Annotated in this window: 15 protein-coding genes and 1 tRNA gene; 6 read left to right on the top strand and 10 right to left on the bottom strand. The window is 66.0% G+C overall.

Going from position 1 to position 12,786, the window contains the following annotated elements; translation table 11 throughout:
• Positions 1-20: 20 nt before the first annotated feature.
• Positions 21-386, bottom strand: coding sequence for a GtrA family protein (locus BST42_RS24045; protein WP_083121872.1), 366 nt, complete (start codon positions 384-386; stop codon positions 21-23).
• A 106-nt stretch (positions 387-492) separates the two neighbouring features.
• Here BST42_RS24045 and BST42_RS24040 point away from each other — a divergent pair, with 106 nt between their 5' ends.
• Both BST42_RS24040 and BST42_RS24035 read left to right on the top strand, forming a co-directional pair.
• Entirely contained in the window at positions 493-1,116 is a 624-nt protein-coding gene (locus BST42_RS24040) for an HD domain-containing protein (RefSeq protein WP_083121833.1), read from the top strand.
• Positions 1,117-1,207: 91 nt separating this feature from the next.
• Positions 1,208-1,642, top strand: coding sequence for a pyridoxamine 5'-phosphate oxidase family protein (locus BST42_RS24035; RefSeq protein ID WP_083121832.1), 435 nt, complete (start codon positions 1,208-1,210; stop codon positions 1,640-1,642).
• 67 nt (positions 1,643-1,709) lie between these two features.
• Here BST42_RS24035 and wzm read toward each other — a convergent pair whose 3' ends face one another.
• The 5 genes from wzm to BST42_RS24010 are packed head-to-tail and all read right to left on the bottom strand — an operon-like array spanning position 1,710 to position 6,804.
• Positions 1,710-2,540 (bottom strand): galactan export ABC transporter permease subunit Wzm/RfbD, encoded by an 831-nt coding sequence (gene wzm / locus BST42_RS24030; RefSeq protein ID WP_083121831.1) that lies wholly within the window; start codon positions 2,538-2,540, stop codon positions 1,710-1,712.
• On the bottom strand, positions 2,537-3,451 hold the full coding sequence (gene glfT1, locus BST42_RS24025; protein WP_083121830.1) for a galactofuranosyltransferase GlfT1: 915 nt from the start codon (positions 3,449-3,451) through the stop codon (positions 2,537-2,539). Before glfT1 ends, wzm begins: the two co-directional genes overlap by 4 nt.
• On the bottom strand, positions 3,448-4,272 hold the full coding sequence (gene wzt / locus BST42_RS24020; RefSeq protein ID WP_083121829.1) for a galactan export ABC transporter ATP-binding subunit Wzt/RfbE: 825 nt from the start codon (positions 4,270-4,272) through the stop codon (positions 3,448-3,450). The genes glfT1 and wzt overlap by 4 nt, the downstream gene beginning before the upstream one ends.
• A gap of 11 nt (positions 4,273-4,283) precedes the next feature.
• Positions 4,284-4,793, bottom strand: a complete 510-nt coding sequence (locus tag BST42_RS24015) for a bacterial proteasome activator family protein (protein ID WP_083121828.1) — start codon at positions 4,791-4,793, stop codon at positions 4,284-4,286.
• Between the two features lie 28 nt (positions 4,794-4,821).
• Positions 4,822-6,804 carry a DUF6541 family protein gene (locus tag BST42_RS24010; RefSeq protein ID WP_083121827.1) on the bottom strand — a complete coding sequence of 661 codons (1,983 nt, stop codon included), beginning with the start codon at positions 6,802-6,804 and terminating at the stop codon, positions 4,822-4,824.
• Positions 6,805-6,913: 109 nt separating this feature from the next.
• Here BST42_RS24010 and BST42_RS24005 point away from each other — a divergent pair, with 109 nt between their 5' ends.
• A complete protein-coding gene (locus BST42_RS24005; protein WP_083121826.1) occupies positions 6,914-8,110 on the top strand; it encodes a cysteine desulfurase-like protein in 1,197 nt (398 codons plus the stop codon).
• Positions 8,111-8,122: 12 nt separating this feature from the next.
• On the opposite strand, the gene BST42_RS24000 is transcribed toward BST42_RS24005, so the two are convergent.
• Complete coding sequence (locus BST42_RS24000) at positions 8,123-9,106, bottom strand: NAD(P)H-quinone oxidoreductase (RefSeq protein WP_083121825.1); 984 nt, start codon at positions 9,104-9,106, stop codon at positions 8,123-8,125.
• Positions 9,107-9,170: 64 nt separating this feature from the next.
• Here BST42_RS24000 and BST42_RS23995 point away from each other — a divergent pair, with 64 nt between their 5' ends.
• The 3 genes from BST42_RS23995 (at position 9,171) to BST42_RS23985 (ending at position 10,310) form a co-directional block, all read left to right on the top strand.
• On the top strand, positions 9,171-9,683 hold the full coding sequence (locus tag BST42_RS23995) for a MarR family winged helix-turn-helix transcriptional regulator (protein ID WP_083121824.1): 513 nt from the start codon (positions 9,171-9,173) through the stop codon (positions 9,681-9,683).
• A gap of 17 nt (positions 9,684-9,700) precedes the next feature.
• Positions 9,701-9,787 (top strand) — tRNA-Ser (locus BST42_RS23990).
• A 262-nt stretch (positions 9,788-10,049) separates the two neighbouring features.
• Complete coding sequence (locus BST42_RS23985) at positions 10,050-10,310, top strand: hypothetical protein (RefSeq protein WP_133057512.1); 261 nt, start codon at positions 10,050-10,052, stop codon at positions 10,308-10,310.
• Positions 10,311-10,313: 3 nt separating this feature from the next.
• On the opposite strand, the gene BST42_RS23980 is transcribed toward BST42_RS23985, so the two are convergent.
• The 3 genes from BST42_RS23980 to cysK all read right to left on the bottom strand — a co-directional run bounded on the left by BST42_RS23980 (position 10,314) and on the right by cysK (position 12,767).
• Positions 10,314-11,138: a crotonase/enoyl-CoA hydratase family protein gene (locus BST42_RS23980; RefSeq protein WP_083121822.1), complete on the bottom strand. Its 825-nt coding sequence runs from the start codon at positions 11,136-11,138 to the stop codon at positions 10,314-10,316.
• Positions 11,139-11,242: 104 nt separating this feature from the next.
• A complete protein-coding gene (epsC, locus tag BST42_RS23975) occupies positions 11,243-11,827 on the bottom strand; it encodes a serine O-acetyltransferase EpsC (RefSeq protein ID WP_083121821.1) in 585 nt (194 codons plus the stop codon).
• Between the two features lie 4 nt (positions 11,828-11,831).
• A complete protein-coding gene (gene cysK / locus BST42_RS23970) occupies positions 11,832-12,767 on the bottom strand; it encodes a cysteine synthase A (RefSeq protein WP_083121820.1) in 936 nt (311 codons plus the stop codon).
• Between the last annotated feature and the right edge of the window lie 19 nt (positions 12,768-12,786).

Below are 12,786 nucleotides of genomic sequence, written 5' to 3'. Positions count from 1 at the left end.
CCAAAGGTTACCCGGCCCCCCTACTTCAACCGGAATATCACTGCTCGCTGGACCACGAAGTTGATGACTGTGGCGGTGCCCTGCGCGATGACGAAGGCCACCGGAACCTGCCAGGAATGGCCGGCGAACTTCAGATAGAACAGGTAGTTGATGCCGACCTGTACTGCATACGTGAGGGCGTAGAGGACGACCACGGCGATGAAGCGGGCCGTGCTCGGCGGCGCCTGGAAGGTCCACCGACGGTTGATCAGGTAGGCCGTGGTCGTGCCTGCGATGAAGCTCAGCGTCTTGGCCACGTTGACCTGCAGGCCCAGCTTGAGGAACAGCACGTAGAGCCCGAAGTCGACGATGGCCGACAGTCCGCCGGTGACGATGAAGCGCACCATCTGGGTCTTGAGGCTCAGGGACGCCGTCTCGGCTGATTCGGCCACGCGGGAAGCTTACTGGTGGTGCCGTTTCACTCGCGGCGCCGGCCGAGTGCACCATGGTGGTGTGCAGGATCTGGTTGAGGCGTGGGCGGCACTGCTGTCCCGATACACCGACGACCCGGCCGTGGCCGAGGTGGGCCGCGACTTGGTGGCGTCGTGGTCTGAAGCCCACCGCCGCTACCACTCCCTCGAGCACTTGCGGGACATCCTTCGCCACGTCGAGGAACTGGCCGAATTCGCCGACGACCCGGACGCTGTGCGGCTCGCAGCCTGGTACCACGACGCGGTCTATGCCGGACTTCCCGACGACGAGGAGCGCAGCGCCCAGCTCGCCGAGCAGGACCTCTCGCGGCTGGGTGTTCAGCCGCAGCTGGTCGACGAGGTGGCCCGGCTGATTCGGCTGACCGTCTCGCACGATCCCGCGCCGGGGGATCACAACGGCGAGGTGCTCTCCGATGCCGACCTGGCGGCGTTGGCCGTGCCGAGGGAACGCTACGAGCGCAACACCGCCGCGATCCGGGCCGAGTACAGCCACGTCCCCAGCGAGGTGTTCCGCCGGGGGCGGGTGCAAGTGCTCGTGGCGCTGCTGGGCGGGCCGGGTGTTTTCCGCACCGAGTACGCCCGCCGCAAGTGGGAGTCATCGGCCCAGGGCAACCTGCGGGCGGAGCTGGCGACGTTGACCGATTGAGCGCGTCATCAGCACTGGTAGTGACGCCTGACCTTCACCGAAGGCCGTTCGACCCTATTGGCGTGGACGTTGACTGGGGAAGATCTCGCACATGACAGTCGAACAGGACCCCATCGTGGTACTCAGCGACGACGAGAGTTGGGATCGCCTGAAAAGCGTTGCGCTGGGGCGCCTGGTCACTCAGATCGGCGATCAGCTGGAGATCTTCCCGGTCAACTTCGTGACGCAGAACCACACGGTGCTGTTCCGGACCGCCGAGGGCACCAAGCTGTTCAGCACGGTGATGAACGACAAGGTGCTCTTCGAAGTCGACGACCACACCGTCTCGGAGGGCTGGAGCGTCATCATCCGCGGCACCGCTCGCGTGCTCACCGCGGCGGATGACATTCACGAAGCGGAGCGCGCGCAGCTGCTGCCCTGGATCGCGACCGAGAAGCTGCGGTTCGTGCGGATCACCCCAAATGAGGTGTCCGGCAGGCGTTTTGTCTTCGGGCCGGAGCCCGACCGAGGGTCCTACCCCGGTTAATCGTCCAGTGTGCGTCTGGATACGAAAATCGCAGCGGATTCGTATCCAGACGCACACTCGGCGCGAGTCACACCCAGTACGGCACCCGCGCCCGGTATTGCCGCAGCGCGAACGCCGCGAGCAGCCAGCCGAGCAGCGTCAGTCCGATCACGACAGCCCAATGCCGCAGGTGCTGATCGGCGCCCAGCAGCGGGGCCCGCAGGATGTCGAGGTAGTGCAGCAGCGGGTTGAGTTCGATGATCTTGGCCCAGCGACCGGCGCCCTGCTGCTGCAGGGTGTTGTCGTTCCAGATGATCGGCGTCATGAAGAACAGCAACTGCACGATCGAGAACAGCAGTGGGCCGATGTCGCGGTAGCGAGTGGCCAGGATGCCGAAGCAGAACGACACCCACACGCAGTTCAGCATGATCAACAGCAGCGCCGGGATCGCCGACAAGTCCGCCCAGGACCACGGTTTCGGGAAGATGATCGCGATCACCACATAGATCACGATGTTGTGGCCGAACAGGATCATCTGCCGCCACACCAGCCGGTAGACGTGCACGCTCAGCGGTGTCGGCAGCTGTTTGATCAGACCTTCGTTGGCGATGAAGACATCAGCGCCCTCGAGAATCGCGGCGTTGATCATGTTCCAGATGATCAGGCCGAGAGTCACATACGGCAGGTGCTCGGACAGCTTGAGGTGGAACAGCTGTGAGTACAGCCCGCCCATCGCGACCGCGGTGGTTCCGGTCGCGATCGTGATCCAGAACGGACCGAGCACCGAGCGGCGGTACTTCTGCTTGATGTCCTGCCAGCCGAGGTGCAGCCACAGTTCGCGCTTGCGGTACCCGTCGAGCAGATCGCCCCACGCGCGTGTGAAGGTCTTCGACTGCGCGGCGGCGTCGACGATCGTCATCGTGTTCCTTTCCCGTCGCTTCGCTCGCCCCGGAAGAACCTTTCGTGCCTACCCAAGCGCCGCAACCGAATCCATTCGGCGAAGCCTTTCGGGTCGCGGCGCTGGACCAAGAAGAACCACCCGAATCGCACCCACTCCTGCGGTACCAGCTTGCGCATGCCGCGCTGTGCCTGCAGGTACCCGCGGTTGCGATAGGTGAAGTACCGCTTGGACGGATCTTCCGGATATTGGGTGTGCATTTTCCCGCCGAGGATGGGCTTGAACTCGTCACTGCCGTACGGGTGCAGGTAGGTGGCCTTCAGGCAGGTGCCGAACGGCAAGCCCGACAACACCAGTCGACGGTGCACGTCGACCTCGTCACCACGGATGAACAGGCGGATATCGGGAATGCCCACGGCCATAAGGGTTTCCGCCCGGAACAACGCGCCGTTGAACAGTGATGCGTATCCCGGGAGCAGGTCTTGGGTTCCCAGCTCGGCCGGATGACGACGCCACACCAGACCCTGCCGAACGGGGAAGGCGAACCGGTCGGGGTGGTCCATATCGCAGACCATCGGCGACACTTCGGCCAAACCGTGGCGTTGTGCGCAGGACAGCAATGTGGCCAGCACGTCGCCGTCCATCGGGCGCCCGTCGTCGTCGGCCAGCCACACCCAGTCCGCACCCAGCGACAGCGCGTGCAGCATGCCGAGCGCGAATCCTCCTGCACCACCGAGGTTTCGGCGAGATCCCAGATAGGTGGTCGGCACAGGCTGGCCGGCGACGAGGTCGCGCACCCGCTCGTCGTTGTCGTTGTCGACCACGATCAGGTGGTCGACCATCCGGGTCTGGGTGGTCAAAACACCCAGCGATTTGGCGAGTTCGTCGAGGCGGCGATGAGTGACGACGACGGCGCACACCAGGTCGGTCACGGGGTGGCGACCCCGTCGGACCAATCGGACTTGTGCTCGTCCAACACTTCCCGCACATGCCGGGCCGCGTCCTCGCCCTCGTACGCCCGAACGACGTCTTCGATGCCGCCGGACATCTTGATGGTGCCGTGGTCGATCCACATGGCGGTCTTACACAGCCGCGCCAGGAACTCGTTGGAATGGCTGGCGAACACCAGGATTCCGGAACGCTCAACCAGCTTCTGCAGCCGTGTCTGCGCCTTCTTCAGGAAGTCCGCGTCCACCGCGCCAATGCCCTCGTCGAGCAGCAGGATCTCCGGATCGATACTGGTGACCACGCCCATGGCCAGTCGCACCCGCATGCCGGTGGAGTAGGTGCGCAGGGGCATCGACAGGTATTCACCGAGTTCGGTGAAGTCGGCGATCTCGTCGACCTTGGCCATCATCTGCTTGCGGGTCTGCCCCAGGAACAGGCCGCGGATGATGATGTTCTCGAAGCCGGAGATCTCCGGGTCCATCCCGACGCCGAGGTCGAACACCGGCGCGACGCGGCCGCGGACCGTGGCCGACCCGCGAGTCGGTTCGTAGATCCCGGACAGCAACCGCAGCAGCGTGGACTTGCCCGCGCCGTTGTGGCCGACCAGGCCGACGCGGTCACCCATCTTCAGCGACAGCGTGATGTCCCGCAGGGCCTCGATCACGACGACGTTCTCGGTGTTGCGACCGATCGCGCCGCCGGCGGCACCCAGGAAGGTCTTCTTCAGCGACCGCGTCTTGGCGTCGAAGATCGGAAACTCAACCCAGGCGTCGCGGGTTTCGATATAGGGGTCGTCGGCAGGCACCGGGGTCTCGGCTAGAGGTACTGCCCGGTGCCGTGACCGGGGGCTCCGGGCGGGCCGGGCTGTCCGATGCCGGGCGGCAACGCACCCTGGCCGCGCATGTGCTCCAGCTGCGCGCGCGCCGCCATCTGCTGGGCGAACAGCGCGGTCTGGATTCCGTGGAACAGGCCCTCGAGCCAGCCGACCAGCTGCGCCTGCGCGATCCGCAGCTCGGCGTCGGACGGAATGCTGTCCTCGGTGAACGGCAAGGCCAGCCGCTCGAGCTCGTCGCGAAGCTCGGGGGCCAGGCCGTCTTCGAGCTCGCGGATCGAGGTCGCGTGGATTTCACGCAGCCGGGTGCGGCTGGCGTCGTCCAGCGGTGCTGCGCGCACCTCTTCGAGCAGCTGCTTGATCATCGTGCCGATGCGCATCACCTTGGCAGGCTGTTCCACCAGGTCGGTCACCGAGCGGCCGTCGGCGTCACCCTCGCCCTCGTCGGAGCCGGTGATGATCTCGATGTTGTCGTCGTCTGTGTTCGTCGTCATGGAGTGAGCATTCCCTCGTCGCCCATTGTTACCGGGTGTCCTGCGGTGCAGATCCGCGCCATTCGTAGATGCGGGCCTCGCCGTTGTCGTAGATCTTGGCCCACGACTTGGACTTGTCTAGTGACACTAGTCCGTCGGGCATGACGAACCCGCGAACCACCGGTGCGCTCGTCAACACGTAACGGATGTTCAGTGCCTTCACCGCCTCGGCGATCCGCGGATCGTGGTCGGCGTCGTCGGCGTAGGCCCAGAAGATGAACCGGTGGTAACCCGGGCCCTGCTGCACCGGGTAGTCGTAATGCGTCCACAGCGGGTGCAGGCCGGCCACCGCGTACATCCACGCGGTGCCGTCGACGTTCGCGTCGCCGATCAGGGTGTCGCGGGCGCCGGGCAGAGTCGCGAGGTAGGCAAAAGCCTGCAGATCCTTGTCGTCGACGATCACCCGGTCGTACTTCTCGCCCATCAGGTATCGGTGCCGCGGAAAGTAGTGCCAGGCCAGCCCGACGCTGACGGCTACCAGCAGCACCGCGGTGGCGCCGATCCAGAACCCGCGGTCGGGCTCCCTGGCCGCGGCCCAGCGTCGGATCAACCGTCGGGCGCCGGCCACCAGCAGCAACGCCAGCGAGTAGAGCGCGATCCCGGCCATCGGTGTCAACAGCAGCGTCACCACCGCGGACAGCCGTCGAGGGTCGCTGTAGAACAGGTCGCTGTACTTGCCGACGATGGTGCCGAGTGGGCCGCCGAACGGCGCTCCGGAATGCACGATCGACACGATCAGCACCAGCCACACCGCCGCAGGCCACCAGATCCTTTTCGCCAGCAGCAGGATGAACCCGGCTCCGGCCAGGGCGATGATGACGTTCTGGATCGGATAGTCGTTGAGGTGCCTGGTGTGCTGGACGACCGCGTTGAACAGCGTGCGTTTGCGGCCCTGATGGGTCAGAAATGCGTGCCCGGCGATGACCTCGGCCTGCTGGAGCACGCCGAGGAACTGCGGCAGCAGAACCGCGAGAGTCGGCACCGCGATGATCGTCAGGGTGAGGAAGTCGCGCGCCCTGCCGAGCACCGGCCGCCACAACGCGTCCAGCAGCCACCACGCCACGACGAAGGTGACCACCACGACGCCGCCGGTGATGTGCACCGAGAAGACGCCCACCAGCGCGATCACCGCCATCGGGATGCGATCGCGGTTCCGCAGGGACGACGCGATCAGCACGAACGCCGGGATGGCGACGCCGTAGGCGGCCATGTTCGGCATCGAGGCGGTGTCGAACTCGACGTAGGGCACCGAGGTGAACGACGCGGCCAACGCGGCCGCAGTGGCCGCCGCACCGGCGGTACGCCACTGCGACGTGCCGCGGGAGCGGAGCAGCTGCCAGGTCAACAGGCCCGCGCTGAGCGGGAACAACCACACCGCCGCAGACAGCGAACTGAGCGTGTACGCGGTGGTCGGTGCCGCGCCGGTCAGCTGTGCCAGCACGGCCCCCAGCGCGTGGAAGACCGAGGGGTAGTAGAGCTGCGCATGGGTCTCGACGTTGCGCAGCTCACCCATGTGCGTCGACGACGCCTGACCGGTGTCGAGGATCCAGCGGATGGTGTTGGCGTGCCAGACCGAGTCCCAGTTGCTCGGGATGGACTGCCAGTAGGGCATGCCCCGCCAGGCGGCGATCCCGATCAACACTGCGCCCAGGATCACCCCGGCGGCCACCGTCAGCGCGGGCCACAGCGACACCTCGTCGGCGGTCGGGTCGTCGGTGCGATACCGGGCGAGCAGAATCCGCAAACCGAAGACGGCGGCCGTGACAATGGCCAGTGCCAGCAGCGCCGTCCAGGCGTTCCAGGCGATGCCGATCGCACCGAACGGGATGATGGCCAGGCCCACAACGCCGTACGTCAGCACCGGGCCCACGCCGAGTGCGACGTACCAGCGCAGCCGCCCGGCCATCGCCACCACCGCACCCGGCAGGATCAGCAACAAGACCGCGATCAGGACTCCGAACCCGAAGCTCACTGGACTAGTATGGCTGGCCAGGTGAACCTGCCCTTATCGCCCTTCGACGAGGACCGCAGGCGCCATCGCTGTCTCAATAGCGCAATCACCGACGCTCTAAGGTGGGCTCATGGCATACGACGTCGCCCGGGTGCGTGGTCTGCACCCAGCATTGGGCGACGGGTGGATGCGCTTCGACGCCCAGGCCGGGATGCTGATTCCCGAGTCGGTGGCCACCACGGTCTCGACGGCGTTCCGGGGTTCGGTGCCGAACACGGCCAGCCCGCATCCTGCGGCCCGGCGCAGCGTCGCCGTTCTGGACGCCGCCCGCCAGGCGGTGGCCGACCTGGTCAACGGCGATCCGAGCGGGGTGGTGCTAGGCGCCGATCGCTCGATCCTGCTGACGTCGTTGGCCGATGCGTCCTCCTCGCGGGCCGGGATCGGCTACGAGGTGGTGGTCAGCCGGCTCGACGACGAGGCCAACATCGCGCCGTGGCTGCGCGCAGCCAACCGGTATGGGGCCAAGGTCAAGTGGGCCGAAGTCGACATCGAGACCGGCGAGCTGCCGTCGTGGCAGTGGGAGAGTTTGATCACGCCGCCCACCCGATTGGTGGCCATGACGTCGGCGTCCTCGACCTTGGGCACGATCACCGACGTGAGTGCCGTCACCAAGCTTGTGCACGACGTCAGCGGGCTGGTGGTCGTGGATCATTCGGCCGCGGCGCCGTATCAGTTGATGGATCTCGACGAGACCGAGGCCGACGTCGTCGCGCTCAACGCACCGGCGTGGGGCGGGCCGCCGATCGGTGCGCTGGTGTTCCGCAACCCGTCGCTCATCGACAGCTTCGGGTCGGTGTCGATGAACCCGTACGCCAGCGGACCGGAACGACTCGAACTCGGCGGCCACCAGTACGGTCTGCTGGCCGGAGTGGTCGCGAGCATCGAGTATCTGGCCGGACTGGATGAGTCGGCGCGGGGTAGCCGACGCGAAAGGCTTGCTCTCTCAATGCAATCCGCAGGGTCGTATCTCAGCGGACTCTTCGACTACTTGATGGGCTCGCTGCGGTCGCTGCCCCTGGTGATGGTGATCGGCCGGCCGGAGGCGCACATCCCGGTCGTCAGTTTCGCGGTGACCGGGGTGCCCGCCGAGCGGGTGGTCCAGCGGTTGGCGGACAACGGAATTCTGGCCGTGTGCAACGCCAACTCGCGGGTGCTCGACCTGATCGGCGTCAACGACATCGGGGGTGCGGTGACCGTCGGGTTGGCGCACTACTCGACGATGGCCGAAGTCGATCAGCTGGTGCGGGCGCTCGCGTCGCTCGGCTGAATCCGGCCCTCGTCACTCGTTGACGGTCAGCAACACTTTCCCGAACGTCTCGCCGGCGGTCAGCACCCGGTGCGCTTCGGCGGCGTCGGCGATGGGGAACCGCGCTCCGATGATGGGGCGCACCCGACCGTCGGCGATCAGCGGCCAGACCGAGGCCACCACCTCCTCGACGATGGCCCTCTTTCCGTGCGGTCCGTCGATGGGCCGGCCGCGCAACGAGGTACCGATTACGTGCAGCCGCTTGGCGACTGCCTTGGCAATGTTGAATTCCGCTTTGATCCCGCCCTGCATGCCGATGATCGTCATCCGTCCGTCGGGTGCGAGTGCGTCGAGATTTCGATCGAGGTAGGCCGCGCCCATGATGTCGAGGATGACGTCGGCCCCGCGCCCGTCAGTGGCATTATTGACGCACGCGACGAAATCTTCATCGCGGTAAGAGATTAGGACTTCGGCGCCCAGCTCGCGGCACAGGTCGAGCTTCGCTCGCGAACCTGCCGTCACCGCCACTCGATTGCCCAGGGCGGTGGCGACCTGGATGGCGTGAGTGCCGATCCCGCTTGCCCCGCCGTGAATGAGCAACAGTTCGCCGTCGGTCAGATGCGCGGTCATGGCGATGTTGGACCACACCGTGCAGGCGACTTCAGGCAGCGCGGCTGCGTCGGGTAGCGATACCCCGAGGGGGACGGGCATGACCTGACCGGCGGGCGCCGAAACATACTCGGCGTAACCGCCTCCGGCCAAGAGTGCGCAAACGTCTTGTCCGACAGTCCATCCCGTCACACCTTCGCCGAGGCTCTCGATGACGCCGGACACCTCGAGACCGAGGATGTTGCTGGCTCCCGGGGGTGGTGGATAGTTTCCGGCCGCTTGCAGGAGGTCGGCCCGGTTGACACCTGCGGTGTTGACCCGGATCAGAACTTCGCCCCGTCCGGGCGACACATCAGGCACTTCGCGCCAGGTCAGGCGGTCGGACGATTCAGCGACGATGGCCAACATGGGCGTCAGGTTACTCCCGAGTCATTTCGGCCTCGTACGGCGCTGTGTCGCTTACGATTGCGCAATGGGAGGGATGATTGCGGGGCGGACCGCTAGTGAGATGCCGGGGTTGGATATAGCCGAGGAGAGATCTTGGCAGAACTTCCTCGACGCCGCACTGCGGCTGTACGGAACACTGAATCGGGGGCTCGTCGACAAGCACAAGTTGAGCTTGGTCGACGTTCGTCTGTTGGAAATTCTGGACAACTCGGAGACCGGCGCGGCGCGGATGGGGGATCTGGCCGATCAGCTCATGTCGCTGCCGAGTCGGGTGACGCGCCAGATTCGTCGGTTGGAGACCGCGGGCCTGGTGCGTCGAGAGGCGAGCCCCGACGACGGTCGCGGAGTGTTGGCGAGCATCACCGACCTCGGCCGTGAGGTTGTCGAGGACGCGATGCTGACGTACGCCAAGGGGGTCCGGGAGAACTTCCTGACGCCGTTGTCTCGTCCGCAGATGGCGGCGATGGGGGAGAACTGCCGCCGGATCAGTGCCGCCTTGAAGAACGGTGGCAACTCGACGAGGGTCGGCCGCGTCTAACCGTTAGTCTTGTCGGCGGTGGCGTGGCAGAGCGGCCTAATGCACTCGCCTTGAAAGCGAGAGACGGCTAACACCGTCCGGGGGTTCAAATCCCTCCGCCACCGCTGCGTGGGCGTCCTGCCGGGTTGGCGGACGCCCATCTCACTCCTGGCATTTCGCTCGTGATCACCTGTGTGGCGGGCGCAGGACTTCTGTGGATCAGCTTGGGACGCGTGCATTCCATCGGTGGCTGGGCATACAAAGGATGTAAGGCGCCGAAAGGTAGCCGGACCATTCTTGTGGAGCGGCCCGGTTGGGTGGCGCCGGTCCGAAACATCGTGAAAGGTGCTGGTCAACATGTCCTCCCCTCGAAAGCTTCGGAATAGCTTGGCTCTGGATAAGAGGTTGCTGGGAACGGTCGTCGGTGGCGGTGCTATCGCGGTCCTCGGCCTGTTCGGGCTCACCCACCCCGCCCCGGCGTCGCTGACCCACACGGCCGACTCCGGCGACGAGACGAAGTTCCCCGCCTACTCCTCGCCCGCCGTCGCCGCGATGAACATGGGTGCGACCACGACGACTCAACCCACCGACGAGCCGACAGCCCTCGAGGTCACCAAAGCGGTACCGGCCATCAAGGCCGGCAAGTAACCGCTATTCGCCGGTGAACTCCGGCTTGCGCTTGGCGAACATGGCTGCAATGCCTTCGTTGAGGTCTTTGGACGGCAGGAACGCCGAATTCCACGCCGCAACGTAGCGCAGGCTGGCCGCCACGTCGGCAGTGCGCTGCTCGTCGAGGACGTCCTTGATGCCGTGCACCACCAGCGGCGAGTTCGCCGCGATCTCGGCGGCGGTCTCGTGCGCCGCGGCCAGCGTGGCCTCGGGGTCCGGATACACGTCGTTGACCAGACCGATCTTCTCGGCCCGCGCGGCATCAATGTCCTTGCCCGTCAACGCCAATTCGCGAAGATGTCCGTCGGACAGGATGTAGGGCAACCGAGCCAGGCTGCCCACGTCGGCGACGATCGACAGCTTGACCTCGCGCACCGAGAACTTGGCGTCGGCACTGGCGTAGCGGACGTCCACCGCACTGATGAGGTCGACGCCTCCACCGATGCACCAGCCGTGGATGGCGGCGATCGTCGGGGTGCGGCAGTCGGCCACCGCGGTGATCGACTGCTGCATGCGCTTGAGTTTGCCGTGGAATTCGACGCGTGGCCGGGCCGAGACCTCTCCGGACATCGCGCTGCCGATGGTGTCGCCCATTGCGACCAGGTCCAGCCCGTAGCTGAAGTTGCGGCCGGAGCCGGTCAGCACGATCGCCCGCACGTCGGGATCGGCATCCAGCTCGCCGAAGGCCACCGGCATCTCGGTCCAGAACGCCGGGCCCATGGCGTTGCCTTTACCCGGGCCGATCAGCGTGACCTGGGCAACGTGGTCCTTGACCTCGACGGTGAGGGATTCATACTGCTGGCTCATGCCCTGAAGGCTACGACGCCCACCGCCGCCCGCGTTACTCCAGGGTCACGTGCGGTCGGCGCGGAGCAGTTCGGACATTTCGCATCGGTGGGATTCGATGCCGATCAGATGTACATCGCAGGATCGATGTAGTACGTCGGATCCACCAACTGTTCGCGCTGCCGTTCGGTGCGCGGGCGTACGACGGCGGGAATTCCGGTGGCGATCGAATCGGCAGGCACGTCGTGGGTGACGACGGCGTTCGCGCCGATAGCACTGTCGTCACCAATAACCAAGGGGCCCAATATTTTTGCTCCGGCGCCCACGACCACTCGGTTTCCGATGGTGGGGTGGCGTTTGCCGTGTTCCAGTGAACGTCCGCCGAGCGTCACGCCGTGATAGAGCATCACGTCGTCGCCGATCTCGGCGGTCTCGCCGATCACGACGCCCATTCCGTGGTCGATGAAGAACCGGCGGCCGATGGTCGCGCCGGGGTGGATTTCGATACCGGTGGCGAACCGGGTCAGCTGGGACAGCACCCGGGCCGGCCCACGCAGCGCCGGCCGGGCCCACAGCCGGTGTGCCAGCCGATAGGACCAGACGGCGTGCAGCCCGGAGTAGACCAACGCGTTCTCGACATCGCCGCGGGCAGCCGGATCGTGGCCACGCGCGTTGCTCAGGTCCTCACGCAGTGTGGACAGCAGGCCCATGAAGTCAGTCCCTGATGTGCTCGAAAAGTGGTGTGGAGATGTAGCGCTCGCCGTAGTCGCACACCACGGCCACGATGAGCTTGCCTGCGTTCTCCGGACGCTTGGCGATCTCCAGTGCGGCCCACACGATCGCGCCGGACGAGATGCCACCCAGAATGCCCTCCGCGGTGCCCAACTCGCGGGCCACCCTGATGGCGTCGTCGAGTTCGACGTCGACGATCTCGTCGTAGGCGCCGCGATCGAGTACGTCGGGAACGAAGTTGGCACCCATGCCCTGGATCTTGTGTGGCCCGGCCTTGCCTTCGGTCAGCAACGGCGAGTCCTTGGGTTCGACGCCGACGATCTGGACGCCGGGCTTGCGCTGCTTGAGTACGTGTCCCACCCCGGTGACGGTGCCGCCGGTGCCGATGCCCGCGACGAAGATGTCGACCTTGCCGTCGGTGTCGTTCCAGACTTCTTCCGCGGTGGTCTTCTCGTGGATGGCCGGGTTGGCCGGGTTGCCGAACTGGTTCGCCGAGACGGCATTGTCGGTTTCGGCGATGATCTGGCGGGACTTCTCCACCGCGCCTGCCATGCCTTCGGAGCCGGGGGTGAGCACGATCTCGGCGCCGTAGGCACGCAGCATCACCCGGCGTTCGGTCGACATCGTCTCCGGCATCGTCAGGATGACCTTGTAACCGCGGGCCGCGCCGACCATCGCCAACGCGATGCCGGTGTTGCCGCTGGTGGCCTCGACGATCGTGCCGCCGGGCTTGAGCTCGCCGGAGGCCTCCGCCGCGTCGATGATCGCCACTCCGATGCGGTCCTTGACGCTGTTGGCCGGGTTGTAGAACTCGAGCTTGACCGCGACCTCGGCGTCGAGGCCCTCGGTCAGGCGGTTGAGTCGTACCAGCGGCGTGTGGCCGACCAGTTCGGTGACGTTGTCATAGATCTTGCCCATGCTGCGCGTCCCTTCTCGT

The organism is Mycolicibacterium rhodesiae, from assembly GCF_002086695.1.
Classification (GTDB): domain Bacteria; phylum Actinomycetota; class Actinomycetes; order Mycobacteriales; family Mycobacteriaceae; genus Mycobacterium; species Mycobacterium rhodesiae.
This window is presented reverse-complemented; position numbering and strand designations above follow the sequence as displayed.